The organism is Streptomyces parvus (assembly GCF_032121415.1).
GTDB lineage: Bacteria > Actinomycetota > Actinomycetes > Streptomycetales > Streptomycetaceae > Streptomyces > Streptomyces globisporus_A.
This window is the reverse complement of record NZ_CP135079.1, coordinates 5,047,849-5,068,621: the sequence shown is the minus strand read 5'-3', so window position 1 is coordinate 5,068,621 and position 20,773 is coordinate 5,047,849. Positions and strand designations below refer to the sequence as shown.

General features: G+C 72.2%; 14 protein-coding genes. 1 reads left to right on the top strand and 13 read right to left on the bottom strand.

Annotated features, from left to right (window positions below; translation table 11 throughout):
- Positions 1–82 precede the first annotated feature (82 nt).
- Entirely contained in the window at positions 83–1,297 is a 1,215-nt protein-coding gene (locus tag RNL97_RS23920) for a PQQ-dependent sugar dehydrogenase (protein ID WP_243315258.1), read from the top strand.
- A gap of 46 nt (positions 1,298–1,343) precedes the next feature.
- Here the strand turns inward: RNL97_RS23920 and RNL97_RS23915 are convergent, their stop codons facing one another.
- The 13 genes from RNL97_RS23915 to ligA all read right to left on the bottom strand — a co-directional run bounded on the left by RNL97_RS23915 (position 1,344) and on the right by ligA (position 20,744).
- The gene (locus tag RNL97_RS23915; protein WP_313751182.1) at positions 1,344–4,586 is read right to left on the bottom strand and encodes a helix-turn-helix transcriptional regulator; all 3,243 of its coding nucleotides are present in this window, start codon (positions 4,584–4,586) and stop codon (positions 1,344–1,346) included.
- Positions 4,587–4,588: 2 nt separating this feature from the next.
- Positions 4,589–4,765: a hypothetical protein gene (locus RNL97_RS23910; protein ID WP_199814169.1), complete on the bottom strand. Its 177-nt coding sequence runs from the start codon at positions 4,763–4,765 to the stop codon at positions 4,589–4,591.
- Positions 4,766–4,996: 231 nt separating this feature from the next.
- Positions 4,997–5,626, bottom strand: a complete 630-nt coding sequence (locus tag RNL97_RS23905; protein WP_243315255.1) for a hypothetical protein — start codon at positions 5,624–5,626, stop codon at positions 4,997–4,999.
- Between the two features lie 58 nt (positions 5,627–5,684).
- The gene (locus RNL97_RS23900; protein WP_030580179.1) at positions 5,685–6,242 is read right to left on the bottom strand and encodes a GNAT family N-acetyltransferase; all 558 of its coding nucleotides are present in this window, start codon (positions 6,240–6,242) and stop codon (positions 5,685–5,687) included.
- Positions 6,220–8,460: an MMPL family transporter gene (locus RNL97_RS23895; RefSeq protein ID WP_243315253.1), complete on the bottom strand. Its 2,241-nt coding sequence runs from the start codon at positions 8,458–8,460 to the stop codon at positions 6,220–6,222. Before RNL97_RS23895 ends, RNL97_RS23900 begins: the two co-directional genes overlap by 23 nt.
- A 180-nt stretch (positions 8,461–8,640) precedes the next feature.
- On the bottom strand, positions 8,641–10,743 hold the full coding sequence (locus RNL97_RS23890; RefSeq protein ID WP_313751181.1) for a phosphocholine-specific phospholipase C: 2,103 nt from the start codon (positions 10,741–10,743) through the stop codon (positions 8,641–8,643).
- A gap of 134 nt (positions 10,744–10,877) precedes the next feature.
- Positions 10,878–12,119 (bottom strand): SLC13 family permease, encoded by a 1,242-nt coding sequence (locus RNL97_RS23885; RefSeq protein WP_390332900.1) that lies wholly within the window; start codon positions 12,117–12,119, stop codon positions 10,878–10,880.
- Positions 12,120–12,272: 153 nt separating this feature from the next.
- Entirely contained in the window at positions 12,273–13,781 is a 1,509-nt protein-coding gene (gene gatB / locus RNL97_RS23880; RefSeq protein WP_313751180.1) for an Asp-tRNA(Asn)/Glu-tRNA(Gln) amidotransferase subunit GatB, read from the bottom strand.
- Between the two features lie 17 nt (positions 13,782–13,798).
- A complete protein-coding gene (locus tag RNL97_RS23875) occupies positions 13,799–14,032 on the bottom strand; it encodes a hypothetical protein (RefSeq protein ID WP_030580164.1) in 234 nt (77 codons plus the stop codon).
- A gap of 5 nt (positions 14,033–14,037) precedes the next feature.
- On the bottom strand, positions 14,038–15,531 hold the full coding sequence (gatA, locus tag RNL97_RS23870; protein WP_030580161.1) for an Asp-tRNA(Asn)/Glu-tRNA(Gln) amidotransferase subunit GatA: 1,494 nt from the start codon (positions 15,529–15,531) through the stop codon (positions 14,038–14,040).
- 5 nt (positions 15,532–15,536) lie between these two features.
- Entirely contained in the window at positions 15,537–15,833 is a 297-nt protein-coding gene (gene gatC, locus RNL97_RS23865) for an Asp-tRNA(Asn)/Glu-tRNA(Gln) amidotransferase subunit GatC (protein ID WP_003966094.1), read from the bottom strand.
- 139 nt (positions 15,834–15,972) lie between these two features.
- On the bottom strand, positions 15,973–18,153 hold the full coding sequence (locus tag RNL97_RS23860; RefSeq protein WP_032765234.1) for a putative bifunctional diguanylate cyclase/phosphodiesterase: 2,181 nt from the start codon (positions 18,151–18,153) through the stop codon (positions 15,973–15,975).
- 359 nt (positions 18,154–18,512) lie between these two features.
- Positions 18,513–20,744: an NAD-dependent DNA ligase LigA gene (gene ligA, locus RNL97_RS23855; protein WP_313751179.1), complete on the bottom strand. Its 2,232-nt coding sequence runs from the start codon at positions 20,742–20,744 to the stop codon at positions 18,513–18,515.
- Positions 20,745–20,773 lie beyond the last annotated feature (29 nt).

Sequence of the window (20,773 nt, the reverse complement as noted above, 5' to 3'; positions counted from 1 at the left end):
CTGCCCCGGGATGGAGGAACACTGTGGGGGAAACGCGGTGTGGGGGCGGGTAGTCGGGCAAACGTCGAAAGGAATCGGTTCCGTGCGTGGTGCTCTGTTCGGACGTGTGCAGTCCCCGGCCGTGCGCAGGGGGGTGCTGGCCGCGGCGGCGTCGGCCGCTCTGCTGCTGTCCGCCGCTTGTTCCGGCGGCGGGGGCGGGGACGGTGGCGCGTCCGGCCGGCCGGCCGGTTCCCCGACCGCCGCGGGCTCCGCTTCCCCGGCCTCGCCGAGCCGGTCGGCGGACCTGCCGCCCGAGAAGGGCTCGGCGAAGGTCGTCTCGACGCTGACGGAGAACCTGAAGTCGCCGTGGGGTCTGGCCGCGTTGCCGGGCGGTGATCTGCTGGTGTCCTCGCGGGACGAGGGGACGGTCCACCGGATCGACGGCGGAAGCGGGAAGCAGACGCTGCTGGGCTCGGTGCCCGGGGTGTCCCCGGCCGGCGAGGGCGGACTGCTCGGGCTCGCCGTCTCGTCCACGTTCGGCGCGGACCAGCTGGTGTACGCCTACTTCACGACCACGTCCGACAACCGGATCGTCCGGATGAGTTACGACGAGAAGCGCCCGGCGGGACAGCAGCTCGGCGCCCCGGACACCGTGCTGCGCGGTATCCCCAAGGGCAGCATCCACAACGGCGGCCGGATCGCCTTCGGTCCGGACAAGATGCTGTACGCGGGCACGGGCGAGACCGGGGACACCGGGCTGTCCCAGGACAAGGAGTCGCTGGCGGGCAAGATCCTGCGGATGACCCCCGACGGCGAGCCCGTGCACGGCAACCCGGAGGCGGACTCGGTGGTGTATTCGTACGGCCACCGCAATGTGCAGGGGCTCGCCTGGGACGCGGAGAAGCGGCTGTGGGCCGCCGAGTTCGGGCAGAACACCTGGGACGAGCTGAATCTGATCGAGCCCGGCGGGAACTACGGCTGGCCCGAGGTCGAGGGTGAGGAGGGCGAGGACGGGTTCATCGACCCGGTGGCGCAGTGGAAGACCTCGGAGGCCTCCCCCAGCGGGATCGCGTACGCGCAGGGATCGATCTGGATGGCCGGGCTGCGCGGTGAGCGGCTGTGGCGGATTCCGCTCTCCGGCGAGAAGGCCGGGGAGCCTCTCGCGGACCCCCAGGCGTTCCTGGAGGGGGAGCACGGCCGCCTGCGCACGGTGGTGGGCGCGGGGAGCGACCGCCTGTGGCTGGTCACCAGCAACACGGACGGGCGCGGCACGAAGAAGCCCGGGGACGACAGGGTCCTCCAGGTCGAGGTGGAGTAGCGGGCCGCCGCCGGGGAGCCGGCGGCGTCAAGGGGCCCGAAAGGCCCTACGCCACCGGGTAGAGCCTCAGGCGGTGGGCGAGGGCGGCTGCCTCGCCTCGGCTGGAGACGCCCAGCTTGGCCAGGATGTTGGAGACGTGGACGCTCGCGGTCTTCGGGGAGATGAACAGCTCCTCGGCGATCCGCCGGTTGGTGTGTCCGGCCGCGACCAGCCGGTGCACGTCCTGCTCGCGCGGGGTCAGCCCGAAGGACGCCACTGCGGCGATGGCGGGGTCCTCCTCCTCGGCCGGCGGCCGGTCGGTGCCGTCGGCGGCGGATACGGGGGCCAGGACGGCCGGATGGATCCCGGCGTCGGGGCCGGGTTCCGTGCCGGAGCCGTCGAGGGTGATGCGGGCTCGGGCGGCGAGCTGTTCGACCGCCTCGGCGAGCGGGCGCGCGCCGAGCCTTCCGGCGGCCGTGTGGGCGCGGTGCAGCAGGGCGGTGGCGGTGGACCGCTCGCCGGGGGCGATGAGCAGGGACTCAGCCCAGCGGCGGTGGATCTGGGCCAGTTGGTAGGGGCGGTACAGCGGGCCGAAGGCCTCGGCGGCGCGGGCCCAGTGGTCGGGGGTGTCCGTGCCCTCCGCACGGGCCAGCTCCGCCTCGATGAAGACGCCGTAGGCCTGCCATACGGGAACGAGCATCGGGAGGCCCTTCACGCACCGACGGATCAGGGCGAGCAGCTCCGGACGGTCCGGTTCGGCGGCGGGCAGTCCGCGGGCGTCCGCCTCGATCATGGCGGCGGCCTGGAGCAGCGGCAGGGCGTAGCGCTGGGTGCCGGGCGGGAAGCCGCCCCTGGCCAGCTCCTCGAACGCGGTCCGCGCCTCGGCGAGCCTGCCCTGGGAGGCGGCCAGCACCATGCCGTGCCGCCCGGGGTCGATCACGTGCTGGTGCTGCGGGTCGCGGTGCCCGAAGTGCCTGCGGACCAGGGCGAGCTGCTCCTCCGCCTCGGCCGACTCCCCTCGGGCGACGGCCAGTTCGGTACGGCGCAGCGCGGCGAGGCCCTTGGCCCGGGGGCCCAGCGCCAGGCGGGCGGCGGAAGCGGCGGCACTCTCGCTCTGGGCCCAGTGCCCGAGGGAGAACAGGGACTGGGACTGGTTGGCGTACACCCAGGCCCCGGAGTCGGCCAGACCGTGGCTGTGGCAGATCTCGATGCCGTGGTCGGCGGCGGCGACGGCCTCCAGCGAACGGCCCATCGCCTCCAGCGAGGAGGGCAGGTTGACGCTGACCCGGCCGAGGAGGTTCATCAGGTGCAGCTGTTCGGCGCGGTCCCGGACCGCGTACATCTCGGCGAGGCCCTCCTCGACGCCGCCCGCGTCCGCGACGAGCCAGCCGCGGGTGAGGCGGGCGTGCAGCTCGATGTACTCGTCGCCGACGAGCCGGGCGTACTCCACGGCGCGGTCGCTGTCCGCGAGCGCCTGCGGTCCCGGCTGGTGGAGCGCCTTCCAACTGGCCACGTTCGTCAGGACATCGGCCTGCACCGACGACGGCGGCAGTCCGCGCACCAGCTCCTGGGCGGCGGCCAGCTCCTCCCAGCCGTCCCCCTTGTCGAGCCCCTGCACGAGGCGGCTGCGCTGCACGAGGAACCATGCCTCGCGCAGCGGGTCGGCCTCGGCGGCCAGGACCCGCATGGCCTTCTTGGAGATGGCCAGGGCGCGCTTGCGGTCGCCGCCGAAGTGGGCGGCGACGGTAGCCTCGGCCATCACGTCGAGGTAGCGCAGCGGCGTGTTCTCCGGGTCGCAGGCGGAGGCCGGGTAGACCTCGGCGTAGTCGAAGGGGCGCAGGGTGGCGAGGACTTCACCGGGGACGTCGTCCCAGAGCTCCATCGCCCGCTCCAGGAGCCGCAGTTGCTCGGAGTAGGCGTAGCGCCGGCGGGCCTCGACGGCGGCCCGGAGTACGGCGGGCAGGGCTTTGGCCGCGTCGTGGGCGTAGTACCAGTAGCTGGCGAGGCGGGTGGCCCGTTCGTCGTCGCGGACGAGCGAGGGGTCGGCCTCCAGGGCTTCGGCGTACCGGCGGTTGACGCGGGTGCGTTCGCCGGGCAGCAGGTCGTCGCTGACGGCCTCGCGGACCAGGGAGTGCCGGAAGCGGTAGCCGTCGTTGTCGGGCGCGGGCTGCAGCAGGTTGGCGCCGACGGCCGCGCGCAGGGCCTCGTCGAGTTCGTCCTCGCCGAGCCCGGCGACGGCGGCCAGCAGTTCGTGTTCGACGAAGGAGCCGCCCTCGGCGACGATCCTGGCGATCCGCTGAGCGTGTTCGGGGAGTGCCTCCACGCGGACGAGGAGGAGGTCGCGGAGCGATTCGGAGAGCCCGGAGCCGTCGCCGCAGCACGCCAGGGAGCCTGCCAGCTCCTCGACGAAGAAGGCGTTGCCGTCGGAGCGTTCGAAGATCTCGTCGACGAGTGCGGCCTCGGGGATCTCGGCGAGGATGCCGGCGAGCTGGCGGCCGACCTCGTCGTGGCTGAACCGGTCGAGTTCGACGCGGGCGACGGTGCGCAGCCGGTCCAGTTCGGCGAGGAGGGGGCGCAGGGGGTGGCGGCGGTGGATGTCGTCGGCACGGTAGGTGCCGACGACCATCAGGCGGCCGCTGCTGAGGGTGCGGAAGAGATAGGCGAGCAGATGCCGGGTGGAGGCGTCGGCCCAGTGCAGGTCCTCCAGGACGAGGACGACCGGGCGGTCGGCGGAGATCTGCTCCAGCAGGCGTGCGGTGAGTTCGAAGAGGCGGGCGATGCTGTGCTCGTCGGTGGCGTCCCGGCGGGCCTCGCCCAGTTCGGGCAGGAGGCGGGCCAGCTCGCCCTCCTTTCCGGCGCAGGCGGCGGCCATCTCCTCGGGCAGGGCCCGGCGCAGGGCCCGCAGGGCGGTCGGGAAGGGGGCGAACGGCAGCCCGTCGGCCCCGATCTCGACGCAGGACCCGACGGCGACCACGGCGTCCCGCCGCTCGGCCGCCGAGACGAACTGCTCGACCAGACGGGTCTTGCCGACGCCCGCCTCGCCGCCGATCAGCAGCGCCTGCGGATCGCCGGAAGCGGCCCGCGCGAGCGCCCCGGTGAGCGAGGCGAGCTCCTCGGCGCGCCCGACGAACACGGGGCTGACTGACCTGGTCTCCACGCCGCTGAGCATCGCATACGCGTACGAGACGGCGGGAGTCTTTTCGCGCGAGGTGATCACGCTCGCCGTACGGCCCCCGCCCGCCGCGCCCGGTGGGGAAGGTGCGGCGGCGGGACCGGAGTCCGGCACGGGAGTCGTCCCGGGCCGGTCCACCGTCAGGCGGCCGGGGCGAAGCGGCCGCGGTCGCCCTGCCTCACCTTCCCCTCCGGATCCTGGCGTCCGGTACGGCGGGCGGCCCGGCGGGCACGGCGGACCCGGCCGAGCTCGCGCTCGGCGGCGGCCCGGCGGATCAGCTCGGCGGAGGTGGAGCGGTAGATCTCGTACTCGTACACGGCGTTCCCCTGATTCCTGGTCGTGGCAGCGGACCGGAGGGGCCCGACCGGTCGGCCGGAGCCCCGTGTCCGCTGTGTGTCCACTGTCGTCGGCCAGGTGGGGGTGGGGCATCGGGCGAGTTCCGCATCTTCGCGGCGGTGGGGGCCTTAGGCGGGCTCGCCCCGTGCCCGAGGGGTGGGCGGGGGCCTTAGGAGGTGGGCCCGTCCGCCTTACGCGGGTGGTCGGCCCGGTCAGCCGCCGGCCGGGGTGCCCGCGCTGGGCAGGGAGGCGAAGAGGTCGACGTACATGGCCGCGGAGATCAGCACACCGAGGACGCCGAGGGCGACACCGGCCAGGGCGACCGCGCGGACCCAGGCGGGCTGCGGCCGGTCGGCGGGGGCGCCGAAGGCGGGGCGGACCAGGACGACGACGCCGACGAGCAGGGCCAGCACGGCGAAGACGCCGTTGACCAGGGCGGTGGTGTGCCAGGCGTCCCCGTAGATCTCCGAGATCTGCTGGGCCGCGCTGCCGCCGCCGGAGGTCTTGATCTGGCCGATGAGCGTCTCGCGCTCGGCGGCGACCCGGCCGGTCCACGCGCCGGTCAGGGCGACGACGCCGAGGGCGGCGGAGACGACGGCCGCCGCGCCCGCGCCGACGCCGTGCCGGGCCGTCTCGAAGGGGTCGGGCTCCAGCTCCTCGTCCTGGACGGCGTCGTCCGCGTCGTCCTCGGGCTGCCCGGCGAGGCCGTCGGGGGCCCCGGTGGAGCCGTCCGCCTCGGACGGCGTACCGGTGGTGTCCTTCGCCAGGACGTCCTTGGCCGCCGCGTCCTCCGCGGCGGCCGTCTCGTCGGGGTTGGTCGTCTTGGAGGGGGTGGTGTTCATGCGCGCACGCTAGGGGGCCCGGATGAGAGCCCCCTTAACGCCGGGCGTGCGCCGGGGCTCAGCGCCCCGTACGGGCCTTCCACTCCGGGGCGAGGACCGACCAGATCTCGGAGTCGTGGCGTACGCCCCGGTAGAGGTAGTTCTGCCGGATCACCCCGTCGCGGGTCATGCCCAGCCGCTTCGCGACCGCGATCGACTTGGTGTTCGCGGCGGAGGCGTCCCACTCGACGCGGTGCATGCCGCGCTCGTACACCGCCCAGTCGATCAGACGCTCTGCGGCGCGGGTGATCAGGCCGCGGCCCTGGGCGGCGGGCTCCAGCCAGACGCCGATCTCGCAGTTGCCGGACGCCGTGTCGAAGATCCGGAAGAGCACGCCGCCGACGAGGGTGCCGTCCAGCCAGATCCCGTACAGCCGCCCGGTGTCCGCCGCCTGCTTCTCCGCGTACCGCTGGAGCAGGGCGCGAGCCGAGTCCCGGTCCGTGGCGAAGGAGGCGAAGGGGATCCAGGGGTCGACCAGCTCGCGGGCCCGGTCCATGTGGGCGAGGAACTCCTCGTCCTGCCAGACCTCCAGCGGGCGCAGTTCCGCCTTGTCGTCACCCAGGGATATGGCGAACATCGTGTTCCTCCTCCGTCTGCGCGACACCCTCCTCGGTGGCGCGCGCCCCCGGGATCTTCGCATGGAGCGGTACGCAGTCGGGCGGCTCGATGGAGATCCGGGGCAGCCGCTTCTCCAGCCAGCCGGGCAGCCACCAGTTCGCCCCGCCGAGCATGTGCATGAGGGCGGGCACCAGCAGGGTGCGCAGGACGAAGGCGTCCAGAGCGACGGCGGTGGCGAGCGCGATGCCGAACATGGCGATGACCCGGTCGCCGCTGAGCACGAAGGCGAGGAAGACGGAGATCATGATCACGGCGGCGGAGTTGATCACCCGGCCGGTCTCGGCGAGGCCGACCCGTACGGAACGCCGGTTGTCGCCGGTCTCCAGCCACTCCTCGTACATCCGGCCCACCAGGAAGACCTGGTAGTCCATGGAGAGGCCGAAGAGGACCGAGACCATGATCACGGGGAGGAAGGGTTCGACGGGCCCCGCGCTGCCGAGGCCCAGCAGTTCGCTTCCCCAGCCCCACTGGAAGACGGCCACGACGACGCCGAAGGAGGAGGCGACGGCGGCCACGTTCATCACGGCGGCCTTGATCGGGATGCCGATGGACCGGAAGGCCAGGAGCAGGAGCAGGCAGCCGAGCCCGATGACGACCCCGACGAACAGCGGCAGCTTCCCGACGATGATCTCGGCGAAGTCGTCGTAGCTCGCCGTCACCCCGCCGACATGGGCCTCCAGCGAGGTGTTGTCCTGGACCGGCGGCAGCACGTCGCCCCGGATCCGGTCGACCAGTTCGCTGGTCTCCTGCGACTGGGGCGAGGAGGCGGGGACGACGGTGAGGAAGGCGGTGTCGCCGCCGCTGTTGTACGTGACCGGGCTGACGGACGCGACGCCTTCGGTGGTGCGCAGCTTCTCGGGCAGCGAGTCCAGGGCGAGCCGGTCGTCCGCGCCGTCGAGCTGGGCGGCGATGGTGAGGGGGCCGTTGACGCCGGGCCCGAAGCCGTCGGCGAGAAGGTCGTAGGCCTGCCGGGTGGTGGCGGTGGCCGGGTTGTTGCCCTGGTCCGATGTGCCCAGGTGGAGGCCGAGGGCGGGCAGGGCGAGCACGAGCATGACGACGGCCGCGACCCCGCCGAGGAGCTTGGGGTGGCGCTCGACGAAGGCGGACCAGCGGGCGGCGAAGCCGGTGGGCAGTTCGGGGCGCGGTCCGTGTTCGGCGAGCTGCCGGCGTTCGCGGCGGCTGAGCGCGCGCATCCCGATGAGGGAGAGCAGGGCGGGCAGCAGGGTCACGGAGGCCAGCACGGTGAGGACGACCGTGAGCGAGGCGGCGATGGCGACGCCGTTGAGGAAGTCGAGCCGCAGGATCAGCATGCCGAGCAGGGCGATGCAGACGGTGACCCCGGCGAAGACGACGGCGCGGCCGGTGGTCGCGACGGCGTTCTGGGCCGCTTCGGGCACGGACATGCCGCGCCGGAGTCCTCTGCGGTGCCGGGTGACGATGAACAGGGCGTAGTCGATGCCCACGCCGAGCCCGATGAGCATGCCGAGCATCGGGGCGAAGTCGGCCACGGTCATCAGGTGGCCGAGCAGGACGGTGCCCGCGTAGGCGGTGCCCACGGAGACCAGGGCCGTGGCGATGGGCAGCAGGCTGGCGGCCAGCGAGCCGAAGGCGAGGAAGAGCACGACGGCCGCGACGATCACGCCGATGCCCTCGGCGAAGTGGACGGCGGGCGCTTCGGTGAGGGCGACCGCGGTGCCGCCCAGCTCGACCTGGAGTCCGTCGGCCTCGGCGGCCTTCGCGGTGTCGACGAGGGCCTGCGCCTGGGAGGCGGGGATCTCGTCGGCGGGGCGGTCGAAGGTGACCGTGGCGTAGGCGGTGTGGCCGTCCTGGCTGATCTGGCCGGGGCCCGCGGCGCCGTAGGGGCCGGTGACCGCGCCGACGCCCGGCAGGTCCTCGATCGCGTGGAGCGTGCGGGTCATGGTCTGTTCGACGTCGGCGGCTTGGACCGTGGAGTCGGTGGTGTGCCAGACGACGGTGTCGGTGTCGCCGCCGAGGTCGGTGAAGCCGCGGGAGAGCAGCTCGGTGGCCCGGCCGGATTCGGTGCCGGGGACCTCGTAGTCGTTGGAGTACGCCGAACCGGCGATGCCCGCCGCCGCGGCGGTGCCGCCGAGGGCGGCGAGCCAGATGAGAACGGCGACGAGACGGTGCCTGATGCACCAGCGGGCGATGGCAGCCAACGGACGAGCTCCCTGCGGGTTCGTGGACCTTTACCCGCAGATAACGTGATCTACCCGTAAACGTCTCATGACCTTGAGACCGCCAACTCTGGCAGCAGATCGTGATCGTTTGTCCGTTTCGTGGCCATGGTCACAGGGCCTGATCTGCCCCTTATACGGGACAGATCAGGCCCTGCCGCCTCAGCCGGAGACGCTCGCCCGGCCGTTCTCGATGTGCCCCATGAGCCGCCGCCGGAAGCCGTCCTCCCCGTCGACGGTGACGTCGAGGTCGTACCAGCCGTGGGCGTCGGCCGCCGAGTGCACCAGCGACCGGCTGCGGCCCGGCTTGACCGTGACACGGCGAGTCCACTCCCGTACGTCGTCCTCGTCGACGTAACCGAGCGGCCGCACCAGGAAGGTCAGGGTCCTGCGGCCGGTGTTGCGCAGGGTGAGGTGGATGTCGCGGTCGCGGTGGTCGATGCGGCTGGCGACCTCCGCTCCCCCGTCGGCCGGTCCGGCGAACTCGCGCCGGAACCCGTTCGGCCCGGTGACCGTGAAGCGGTACGCCTCCCCCGCCACCGGCACCGTCCAGTGCGCGCGGCCCCGGACGTCCTTGTGCTGCGGGGCCGGGAACTCGTCCGCGTACGGGTAGAGCGCGAAGTGCGCCGATGACCGGCCGCTGTTGTCCAGCTCCACCCGCAGCCCGCCGTCGGCCCGCCGCGCCTGGGCATCCGGCCGGTAGGGCAGCGGGCGCGCCGGGCGTACGCCGGGCTCCTGCTCGGGGAGGTGCTGGACGGCGGGCGGCTTCGGCTGCCAGCGGCCCTCGAACGGCGGGATCCCCCCGGGCGTCTGCACGGCGGGCTGCCGGCGGGCCCGGGTGAAGTCGAAGGCCGAGGTGAGGTCGCCGGTGACGCGGCGCCGCCAGTCGCCGATGTTGGGCTCCTCCACGCCGGTCCAGCGCTCCAGGAAGCGGATGACGGAGGTGTGGTCGAAGACCTCGGAGCAGACGTAACCGCCGACGGTCCACGGCGAGACGACCAGCAGCGGCACCCGGATCCCGAGGCCGGTCGGGCGGCCCTCCCAGCGCTCCTCGGTCACCTCGGGAGGTGCGACGGGCGGCGGGACGTGGTCGAAGAAGCCGTCGTTCTCGTCGTAGTTGATCAGCACGGCTGTGTGCCGCCAGACGTCGGGGTGCTTGCCGAGCGCGTCCAGGATCTTGTAGACGATGGTGGCGCTGTGCACCGGCGAGGAGGTGCTCGGGTGCTCGGAGTCGATCGCCGAGGGGACCAGATAGGAGACCTCCGGCAGCGTCCCGGCGGCCACGTCCTTGGCGAACTCGTCGGCGAGCGTGCCGGTGGGGACCCGGCGCAGCCCCCGCTCGAACAGGCTGCGCTCGTGCTTCGTGAGCGTGGCGACGCCCTCGTCCAGCAGACCGATCAGCCGGGTGCGCTCGGTCTCGGACGCGCCGCGGACCTTGGCGTAGAAGGCTTCCATGTACGTATGGCCGCCGGTTTCGGCCAGTGCCTTGCGGGCGATCGCCTTGAAGGTGGCGTAGAACTCGATCTGGTTGTCGGTGAAGTTCTCCCACTCGGTGTACGTCCGCCAGCTGCGCCCGGCCTTCTCCAGCCGCTCGGCGTAGGTGGACCAGTCGTAGCCGGGGTGGGTGCCCTCGTTGTACGCGTCGTTGCCGACGGCCCGTTTCCCGTTCGCCTCGAAGCCGGTCTTCCCGCTCCAGAGGTGGTTGCGGTTGGGGCTGGTGGAGGTGTGGATGGAGGAGTGGTAGGCGTCGCAGACGGTGAAGGTGTCGGCCAGCTCGTAGTGGAGCGGGATGTCACGGCGGTCGTAGTACGCCATCGTGGCCGCGGTCTTCGCGCTGATCCAGCCGTTCATCCAGCCGCCGCCCCAGGCCTTCGCACCGCCGCTCCAGGAGTGGTCCAGGGCGCCGATGTACTGGAGGTCCTTCTTCTGCTCCTCGGCCGCGCCGCGCACCGGGAAGGGCAGCACGGTGGAGCCGGCCGCCCCGGGCTGCTCGAACACGGTGCCGCCGGTGGGCAGCTCGACGGCGTTGCGGTCGCCGAAGCCGCGTACGCCCCGCAGGGTGCCGAAGTAGTGGTCGAAGGAACGGTTCTCCTGCATCAGGATCACCACATGCTTGATCGACCCGAGGCCGCCGGACCCCGCGTGGGCGGGCTGCGCGGCGATGGCGGCCTGGAGCGACGGCGGCAGGAACGATCCGGCCGCAGCGGCGCCGAGTGCGCCGCCGCCCAGCGCGAAGAGCCGCCGCCGTGACATGTCCGTGGTCAAGAGAGCCTCCTGGTTGCGGTGGTTACAGCCGGGAAGCTAGTCAGACCGGGTGGCGTCGGGAAGGACTGTGCACGGCCCGGTGGTGAACGTCCAAGAGGTCCGGCCCGAAAGTCCAACCCGAAGTGACGGCTCCCTCACACCCCGATGAGGTGCAGGGCCCCCCAGAGCGCGAGGGTCGAGGCCAGCAGCGTCGCCGGTACGGTCGCGATCCCCAGCCGGGTGAAGTGGCCCAGCTCGGGGGCGTCTCCGTGTCCATGCAGGATGCGCCGCCACAGGAGCGTGGCCAGCGATCCGACGTACGTGAGGTTCGGCCCGAGGTTCACCCCGATCAGGGCGGCGAGCAGCGGTCCGGGCCCCGCCGCGGCGGCGACGATCGGCAGCAGGGCGAGGATCGCGGGCAGGTTGTTGATCAGGTTGGCGAGCAGGGCCGCGACCACAGCGACGCCGAGGAGGGCGGGCAGGGTGTCGCCGTCCGGCAGCAGGGCGGCGATCCCGTCGCCGAGGCCGTGGTCGACGACCGCCTTGACGACGACGCCGAGCGCGAGGACGAAGAGGCAGAACAGCGGGTTGGCCGAGCGGACTACGGCGAGCGGCGTGGTCTCCCGCTTGGCGAGCGCCCGTACAGCCAGCACCAGGGCCCCCGCCAGCGCCGCCCACAGCGGCTCTGCCCCCGCGAAGGAGGTCACGACGAATCCGGCCAGGGTCAGCGCCAGCACGACGAGCGTGAAGACGGGGACCGGCGTGCGCTCCGCCTCGGGATCCGGCGCGTGCGCCCCGGCGGCCAGGTCGTCCCGGAAGGCCCGGCGGAAGACGGCGTACTCGACGGCGATGGCGGCGAGCCACGGCAGCGCCATCAGCGCGGCGAACCGGGTGAAGGAGAGACCGCTCGCGGTGAACGCCAGCAGGTTGGTGAGGTTGGAGACGGGGAGCAGGAGGGAGGCGGAGTTGGCGAGGTGCGCGCAGGCGTAGACGTACGGGCGGGGCCGCGCACCGACCCGGGCGGCGGTGGCGAGGACGACCGGGGTGAGCAGGACGACGGTGGCGTCCAGGCTGAGGACGGCGGTGATGAGCGAGGCGACGACGAAGACCCCGCCGAGCAGGGGCCGGGTCTGCCCGTGACAGGCGCGGGCGACCCAGTCGCCGGCGGCCCGGAACAGCCCTTCGTCCGCACAGAGCTGGGCCAGCACGAGGATCGCCGCGAGGAAGCCGACGACGGGCAGCAGCTCGCCGGCCTGCTCCCGCGCCTCGGGCCAGGACACCGCGCCCACGGCCACCACGAGCACGGCGGCGGGCACGGCGACGGTCGCCTCCGGCAGGCCCCGGGGGCGCAGGACGGCGAAGGCGAGGACGCCCAGGAGCAGGGCGAAGGAGACGATCTCGGCGGTGACGGTGTTCAGGGGGGTCTCTCAGGGGCTTTCAAGGTTCTGCGGTACAGGGGCGCTCACCGACGGCGTACGGATCACGGCCGAAGGGGCGGTGCACCCGTTCGTGAGTACGGGTGCACCGCCCCTTCGGGGACGATCGGGTGATCAACCCTCGACGCCGAGCTTCTCCAGGATCAACTCGCGCACGCGCGCCGCGTCCGCCTGGCCGCGGGTGGCCTTCATGACCGCGCCGACGAGCGCGCCCGCCGCCGCGACCTTGCCGCCGCGGATCTTGTCCGCGATGGCCGCGTTGCCCGCGATGGCCTCGTCCACGGCCGTGGACAGCGCGCCCTCGTCCGAGACGACCTTCAGGCCGCGCTTCTCGACGACGGTGTCCGGGTCGCCCTCGCCCGCGAGGACGCCCTCGATGACCTGGCGGGCCAGCTTGTCGTTGAGGTCGCCCCGGGCGACGAGCTCCGCCACCCGGGCGACCTGCTCCGGGGTGATCGGGAGCTCGTCCAGGCCGCGGCCGGTCTCGTTGGCGTTACGGGCCAGCTCGCCCATCCACCACTTGCGGGCCTGGTCCGCGGGGGCGCCCGCCTCGATCGTGGCGACGATCAGGTCGACCGCGCCCGCGTTGAGGATGGACTGCATGTCGTGCTCGGAGACGCCCCACTCCTCCTTGAGCCGCGCCCGGCGCAGCCGGGGCAGTTCGGGGAGGCCCTTGCGCAGTTCCTCGACCCAGTCGCGCGCGGGCGCGACGGGGACCAGGTCCGGCTCGGGGAAGTAGCGGTAGTCCTCGGCGTTGTCCTTGATGCGGCCCGCCGTGGTGGAGCCGTCCTCCTCGTGGAAGTGCCGGGTCTCCTGCATGATGGTGCCGCCCGAGGACAGCACGGCGGCGTGCCGCTGGATCTCGAAGCGGGCGGCCCGCTCGACGGAACGCAGCGAGTTGACGTTCTTCGTCTCGGAGCGCGTACCGAAGGTGGTGGTGCCGTTGGGGCGCAGCGACAGGTTGACGTCGCAGCGCATCTGGCCCATCTCCATGCGGGCCTCGGAGACCCCGAGGGCCCTGATCAGCTCGCGCAGCTCGGCGACGTACGCCTTGGCGACCTCGGGGGCGCGGGCCCCGGCTCCCTCGATCGGCTTGGTGACGATCTCGATGAGCGGGATACCGGCCCGGTTGTAGTCGAGCAGGGAGTGGGACGCGCCGTGGATACGGCCGGTGGCGCCGCCGACGTGCGTCGACTTGCCGGTGTCCTCCTCCATGTGGGCGCGCTCGATCTCCACGCGGAAGATCTCGCCGTCCTCCAGCTGGACGTCCAGATAGCCGTTGAAGGCGATCGGCTCGTCGTACTGCGAAGTCTGGAAGTTCTTCGGCATGTCCGGATAGAAGTAGTTCTTCCGGGCGAAACGGCACCACTCGGCGATCTCGCAGTGGAGCGCGAGACCGATCTTGATGGCCGACTCCACACCGATCTCGTTCACGACCGGCAGCGCGCCGGGCAGTCCGAGGCAGACCGGGCAGGTCTGGGAGTTGGCGCCCTGCTTCAGCTCCGTGGAGCAGCCGCAGAACATCTTCGTCTTCGTGCCGAGCTCGACATGGACTTCGAGGCCCATGACGGGGTCGTAGGACGCGAGCGCGTCCTCGTACGACACCAGGTCAGTGACAGTCACGGTGAAACTTTTCCCTCTCAGCCCAGCAGAACGTCGTCGTCGCCGAGACGCTTCAGTTCGCGATAGAGGATCGCGAGTCCGGTGACGATGGCGGCCGCGGAGACAGCCGCGTCGACGAGCCGCAGCACGTCGTTGTCGTTGCGGGCGAGCTTCGCCTGCTTGACGACACTGATCGCGCCGAACGCGGTACTGCCGATCGCGATGTACGCGCCCGTCTTGGACTTCTGGAAGTTCTTGGCCTTCTTTGCCATGGCACTCACAGCGACGGAGCCTCCTCAAGCAGCGGGTGCCCCCACTTTTCCACGAAAGCGGCCTCGACGGCGGATCCGACCTTGTACAGCCGGTCGTCCTTCATGGCGGGGGCGATGATCTGCAGTCCGACCGGCAGGCCGTCCTCGGGGGCCAGGCCGCAGGGCAGCGACATGGCGGAGTTGCCGGCCAGGTTGGTGGGGATGGTGCACAGGTCCGCGAGGTACATCGCCATCGGGTCGTCGGCGCGCTCGCCGATCGGGAAGGCGGTGGTCGGGGTCGTCGGGGAGACGATCACGTCGACCTGCTCGAATGCCTTCTCGAAGTCCTGGGTGATGAGGGTGCGGACCTTCTGGGCCGAGCCGTAGTACGCGTCGTAGTAGCCGGAGCTGAGCGCGTACGTTCCCAGGATGATGCGGCGCTTGACCTCGTCGCCGAAGCCCGCCTCGCGGGTGAGGGCGGTGACCTCCTCGGCCGACTTCGTGCCGTCGTCGCCGACCCGCAGGCCGTAGCGCATGGCGTCGAAGCGGGCCAGGTTGGAGGAGCACTCGGACGGGGCGATCAGGTAGTACGCGGAGAGCGCCAGGTCGAAGGACGGGCAGTCCAGCTCGACGATCGTGGCGCCCAGCGACTTCAGCAGCTCGACCGACTCGTCGAAGCGCTGGAGGACACCGGCCTGGTAGCCCTCGCCGCGGAACTGCTTGACGACGCCGACGCGCATGCCCTGGACGGAGCCGTTGCGCGCGGCCTCGACGACCGGCGGGACCGGGGCGTCGATGGACGTGGAGTCCAGCGGGTCGTGCCCGGCGATGGCCTCGTGGAGCAGCGCCGCGTCCAGGACCGTGCGGGCGCAGGGCCCGCCCTGGTCGAGGGAGGACGAGAAGGCGACCATGCCGTAGCGGGAGACGCCGCCGTAGGTGGGCTTGACGCCGACGGTGCCGGTGACGGCGGCGGGCTGGCGGATGGAGCCGCCGGTGTCCGTGCCGATGGCGAGCGGGGCCTCGTAGGAGGCGAGGGCGGCGGAGGAGCCGCCGCCGGAGCCGCCGGGGATCCGGGTGAGGTCCCAGGGGTTGCCGGTGGGGCCGTAGGCGCTGTTCTCGGTGGAGGACCCCATGGCGAACTCGTCCATGTTGGTCTTGCCGAGGATGACGACGTCGGCGTCGCGCAGCTTCTGCGTGAGCGTGGCGTCGTACGGCGGTACCCAGCCTTCGAGGATCCTGGAACCGACGGTAGTCGGCATGTCCTTGGTGGTGAAGATGTCCTTCAGCGCGAGCGGGACGCCGGCCAGCGGGCCGAGCTTCTCGCCCGCCTCGCGCTTGGCGTCCACGGCACGGGCCTGGGCGAGCGCGCCTTCGCGGTCGATGTGCAGGAAGGCGTGGACCTTCTCGTCGACGGCGTCGATCCGGGCGAGGTGCGCCTCGGTGACCTCGACGGCGGTCAGCTCGCCGGAGGCGATCTTCGCGGCGATCTCGGCCGCGGTGAGCTTGATGATGTCCGTCATGGCGGTTAGTCCTCCCCCAGGATCTGCGGCACCTTGAAACGCTGCTGCTCCTGGGCCGGGGCGCCGGAGAGCGCCTGCGCGGGGGTGAGCGACGGACGGACCTCGTCCGCGCGCATGACGTTGGTCAGCGGCAGCGGGTGGGAGGTCGGCGGTACGTCTTGGTCGGCGACCTCGGAGACGCGGGCGACCGCGCCGATGATGTCGTCGAGCTGACCGGCGAAGTGATCGAGCTCTTCGCCCTTCAGCTCCAGACGCGCCAGCCGGGCGAGGTGGGCGACCTCCTCGCGCGTGATGCCAGGCATGCAGCGATCCTCAGGGGTTGGTGTGTGGTTGTGGCAGGTGGAAATGTGCCACCGGCCCCCTAATCCTATGGGGTCTCGGGGGGACGGGTGCCCCGGCCCGAGCGGGCTGCGCCCGTGCGGGCTCCACTCCCCGGGATCTTCAGGGGGTGTCGGTCTCCGCGGTGCTGTTCACCGCGCCGTTCACCGCGCCGTTGAGCGACCCGTTCATCGAGCCGGTCGCCGATGCGGTGGCCGACCCCGCGGCGGCGGCCGCCTGGGCCTTCAGCTCGGCGGGCCTGCGCCAGCCGTGCTCGCCGCGCGCCCGCAGCCAGGCCGTGGTCTCCTGCGGCGGCATCGCGGCCGCCACCAGCCAGCCCTGCACCGCGTCGCACCGCAGATCCCGCAGCCGCTCCCAGGTCGTGTCGTCCTCGACGCCCTCGGCGACGACCACCAGGCCGAGCGAGTGGGCCAGGTCGATGGTGCAGCGGACGATCTCCGCGTCCTCGTGGTCGACGGCCAGCCGGGCCACGAAGGAACGGTCGATCTTCAGCTCGCTGACCGGGAGCCGGCGCAGGTGGACCAGCGATGAGTAGCCGGTGCCGAAGTCGTCCAGCGACATCTTCACGCCGTGCGCGGTGAGCCCGGCCAGGGTGTCGGCGGCGCGCTGCGGGTCCTCCAGCAGCACATGCTCGGTGATCTCCAGTTGGAGCGCTCCCGCGGGCACGCCGTGGCGGGCGAGGCGGGCCGCGACGCCTCCGGCGAAGCCGGGGGTGTGGACGTCGCGCGGGGAGACGTTGACCGCGACGGGCACGCACAGGCCCTGGGCCCGCCAGCGGGCGACCTGGGCGAGCGCCGTCTCCAGGACGTACTCCGTGAGGTGCGGCATCAGCCCGGAGGACTCGGCGATGGCGATGAACTCGTCCGGGGGGACCCGGCCGCGCTCCGGGTGCACCCAGCGCACCAGCGCCTCCAGGCCCGCGACCTGTCCGTCGAAGCGGACCTTGGGCTGGTAGTGCAGCTCGACCTCGCCGGCGTCCAGCGCCCGGCGCAGATCGCCGAGGAGACCGAGCCGGTCGGGGGTGTTGCTGTCCCGCTTGGACTCGTAGACCTCCACGCCCGTGCGGTCCCGCTTGGCCTGGTACATCGCGACGTCCGCCCGGCGCAGCAGCCCCTCGGCGTCCAGGGCGTGGTCGGGGTAGACGGCGACCCCGGCACTGGCCTCCAGCACGAGGGTCAGCCCGTCGAGGTCGAGCGGCGAGGACAGCTCGGCGACGAGACGGCGGGCGACCTGCTGGGCGCTGGTGGTGGAGTCGGTGTGCGGAAGCAGGACGGCGAACTCGTCGCCGCCGAGCCGGGCCGCCTCCGCCCCGCGCGGCAGGGCGAGCCGCAGGCGCTCCGCTATCTGGAGCAGCAGCCGGTCCCCGGCCAGGTGGCCGAGGGTGTCGTTGACCGCGCGGAAGCGGTCCAGGTCGATGAGGACCAGTGCGGAGCGGGTGCCGATGGACTCCGCGTCCTCCAGCGCCGACCAGGTCCGCTCCAGCAGCCACTGGCGGTTGGGCAGCCCGGTCAGCGGGTCGCGCAGCTGCTCCTCGGCGCGGGCGCGGGCGATCCAGAGGGTGGAGTCCAGGGCGATCAGCGGCACCGCGAAGAGCGGCAGCAGTATGGGCATGGACATCGCGACGGCGCAGATCAGCGGGGCGAGCCCGAGGAGCGCGACGGCGACGAGTCCCTGTCGCAGCATCGCCGTCCGGGCGATGGTGGGCAGCCCGCCGTTGTGCGGGGCCTGGGCGTACCACAGGAGGACCCGGGTGACGAGCAGGTATGTCGACGCGGTGAGGAGCAGTTCCGGGACGGCCGCGATGCCCCAGTCGAGTGGCCGCCAGGGCTCCTCGACGGTGGGGGCCACGCCGAACGCGGCCAGCACCAGCGCCGCCGCGCCGATGCCGAGCATGTCGACCCCGCCGTGCAGCAGCCCCTGCCACCAGCGGTGCCGGCGGGCGGTCCCGACGAGCACGACGACGGCGAGGCTGACCAGGACGGCGGGCAGCCAGCCGTACAGCAGGAGCACGGCGAGGGTGAGGGCGGCGCCGGAGCCGGTGCCGCCCCACCACCGGTCGCGGCCGAGAGCCACCAGATGGCCGACGATGATCCCGGTGAGCACGGCGAGGGACCAGCCCACCACGCCGTCCGGGAAGAGCGCGTGGCCCTGCTGGACGGTCCGGTAGGACCCGACCGCCAGCAGTAACGCGGCGATCCCCACGACGGCGGCGCCCACCGGGGGCGTAAGGCCGACGAAACCTTGCAGCCGCGACACCGGGGCGGCGCTCTCGGTCGGTTTCATTCCGTCCCTCTCACAGCCGGCGGTGCCGATGACCCTCGGTGGCGCCCGCTTCCGTGGCACCACGGCCCGGTCGAGGGCCGTGCACGGCGGGCGCGCCTCTCAACAGTAGGCCGCGAAAGGCTTCCAGGGGCAGCGCTCTACAGCTCTTGCCCGAATGCGAACCGACCACCCGTCACCATCTGCTATTGACCCGAACGGGTGTTACGGCAGGGCCATTCGGGGAGCGACCGGCCCTTCTTCACCCCTCTGCCCCGTTTCCTTCCCCGCACGGAGCGCGCCACGCCGGGGCATCGTCTCGAAGGCGTCTCGATCCGGGAAACGGGAAGCGAACGGCGCCCCGGCGGACGGTCACTCCCCGTTTATGAGCCGCTCTCCTCCGAGGCGGCCCCGGGCGCGGCTTCCGGGACGGACAGGGCGGCCTCCCTGGCGCGTTCGGGTCCGCCTTCGAGCAGGATCGCGAATCCGTCCTCGTCGAGCACGGGGACCTTGAGCTGCATCGCCTTGTCGTACTTGGAGCCGGGGTTGTCGCCGACGACCACGAACGCGGTCTTCTTGGAGACCGAGCCGGTGACCTTGGCGCCGCGGGCCTGGAGTGCTTCCTTGGCGCCGTCGCGGGTGTGGCCCGCGAGGGTGCCGGTGACGACGACGGTGAGTCCTTCGAGGGGACGGGGGCCCTCGTCCTCGTCGGAGCCCTCGTCGGCCATCCGCACCCCGGCCTCGCGCCACTTGCGCAGGATCTCGCGGTGCCAGTCCTCGGCGAACCACTGCTTGACCGAGGCGGCGATGGTCGGCCCGACGCCGTCGGCGGCGGCCAGCTCCTCCTCGGTCGCCTCGTCGATCCGGTCGACGGAGCGGAACTGACGGGCCAGCTCCTGGGCGGCGACCGGGCCGACATGGCGGATGGAGAGCCCGGTGAGGATCCGGGCGAGGGGGGCCTCCTTGGCGGCGGCGATGCCCTCCAGCATGGCCACCGCGTTCTTCTTCGGTTCGCCCTGCTGGTTGGCGAAGACCGTCGCGATCTTCTCCTCGCCGGTCTTCGGGTCGCGCTTGGGCAGCCCGCTGTCCTGGTCCAGGACGTACGCCCGAATCGGCAGCAGTTGCTCGATGGTGAGCGAGAACAGATCGCTCTCGTCCTTCAGGACGGGCTCGGCGGGCTCCAGCGGGCGGGTCAGAGCGGCGGCGGCCACATAGCCGAAGTGGTCGATGTCGAGGCTCTTGCGCCCGGCGAGGTAGAAGACACGCTCGCGCAACTGGGCGGGGCAGGTGCGGGCGTTGGGGCAGCGGAGGTCGATGTCGCCCTCCTTCATCGGGCGCAGCTCCGTCCCGCACTCGGGGCAGTGGGTCGGCATCTCGAAGGGCTTCTCGGTGCCGTCGCGCAGATCGACGACGGGGCCGAGGATCTCCGGGATGACGTCGCCCGCCTTCCGCAGGACCACGGTGTCCCCGATGAGGACGCCCTTGGCCTTGACCACGTTCTGGTTGTGCAGGGTGGCGAACTCGACCTCGGAACCCGCCACTTCGACGGGGTCGACCTGGGCGTACGGGGTGACGCGGCCGGTGCGGCCGACGCCGACGCGGATGTTGACCAGCTTGGTGTTGACCTCTTCCGGGGCGTACTTCCAGGCGATGGCCCAGCGGGGAGCGCGCGAGGTGGAGCCCAGGCGGCCCTGGAGCGGGATCTCGTCGAGCTTGACGACGACGCCGTCGATCTCGTGCTCCACGGAGTGCCGGTGCTCGCCGAAGTACGCGATGAACTCCCGCACGCCGGCGAGGGAGTCGACGACCTTGTTGTGCTGGGCGGTGGGCAGGCCCCAGGCGTGCAGGAGGTCGTAGGCCTGGGAGAGGCGGTCGATGCTCAGGCCCTCGTGGGCGCCGATGCCGTGCACCACCATGTGCAGCGGGCGGGTGGCGGTGACCTTGGGGTCCTTCTGGCGCAGCGATCCGGCGGCCGCGTTGCGCGGGTTGGCGAAGGGCTTGTCGTCGGCGGCGACCAGCCGGGCGTTCAGCTCCTCGAAGCCTTCCATGGGGAAGAAGACCTCGCCGCGGATCTCGACGAGCGCCGGAATGTCCTCGCCCTTCAGACGGTGCGGGATCTCGGCGATCGTCCGGACGTTGGGGGTGATGTCCTCGCCGGTGCGGCCGTCGCCACGGGTGGCCGCCCGGGTGAGGCGGCCGTGCTCGTAGGTGAGGTTGACGGCGAGGCCGTCGACCTTCAGCTCGCAGAGGAAGTGGTGGTCGGGGGTGCCGGTCTCCTTGGCGACGCGGTCGGCCCAGGCGGCCAGCTCCTCGTCGTCGAAGGCGTTGTCCAGGGAGAGCATCCGCTCGCGGTGCTCGACGGAGGTGAACTCCGTGATGTAGGGCCCGGCGACCTTCTGGGTCGGGGAGTCGGGGGTGCGCAGCGCCGGGTGCTCCTCCTCCAGTGCCTCCAAGGAGCGCAGCAGCCGGTCGAACTCGGCGTCGCTGACGACCGGCTGGTCCTTCACGTAATACCGGAAGCGGTGCTCCTCGATCTGCTCGGCCAGCAGCGCGTGCTCCTCGCGCGCGTCCGCCGGGACCGAACTGTCCTGCTCCACCCGCTCTTCGCCCGCCATCGTCCCGTCCTCCTGTGTACCCGTCGTCC

Bases quoted from the DNA above. Each gene is read 5' to 3' on its own strand.
- RNL97_RS23860 (WP_032765234.1), bottom strand. From the start codon at position 18,153: ATGAAACCGACCGAGAGCGCCGCCCCGGTGTCGCGGCTGCAAGGTTTC.
- gatC (WP_003966094.1), bottom strand. From the start codon at position 15,833: ATGCCTGGCATCACGCGCGAGGAGGTCGCCCACCTCGCCCGGCTGGCG.
- RNL97_RS23905 (WP_243315255.1), bottom strand. From the start codon at position 5,626: ATGAACACCACCCCCTCCAAGACGACCAACCCCGACGAGACGGCCGCC.
- RNL97_RS23875 (WP_030580164.1), bottom strand. From the start codon at position 14,032: ATGGCAAAGAAGGCCAAGAACTTCCAGAAGTCCAAGACGGGCGCGTAC.
- gatA (WP_030580161.1), bottom strand. From the start codon at position 15,531: ATGACGGACATCATCAAGCTCACCGCGGCCGAGATCGCCGCGAAGATC.
- ligA (WP_313751179.1), bottom strand. From the start codon at position 20,744: ATGGCGGGCGAAGAGCGGGTGGAGCAGGACAGTTCGGTCCCGGCGGAC.
- RNL97_RS23900 (WP_030580179.1), bottom strand. From the start codon at position 6,242: ATGTTCGCCATATCCCTGGGTGACGACAAGGCGGAACTGCGCCCGCTG.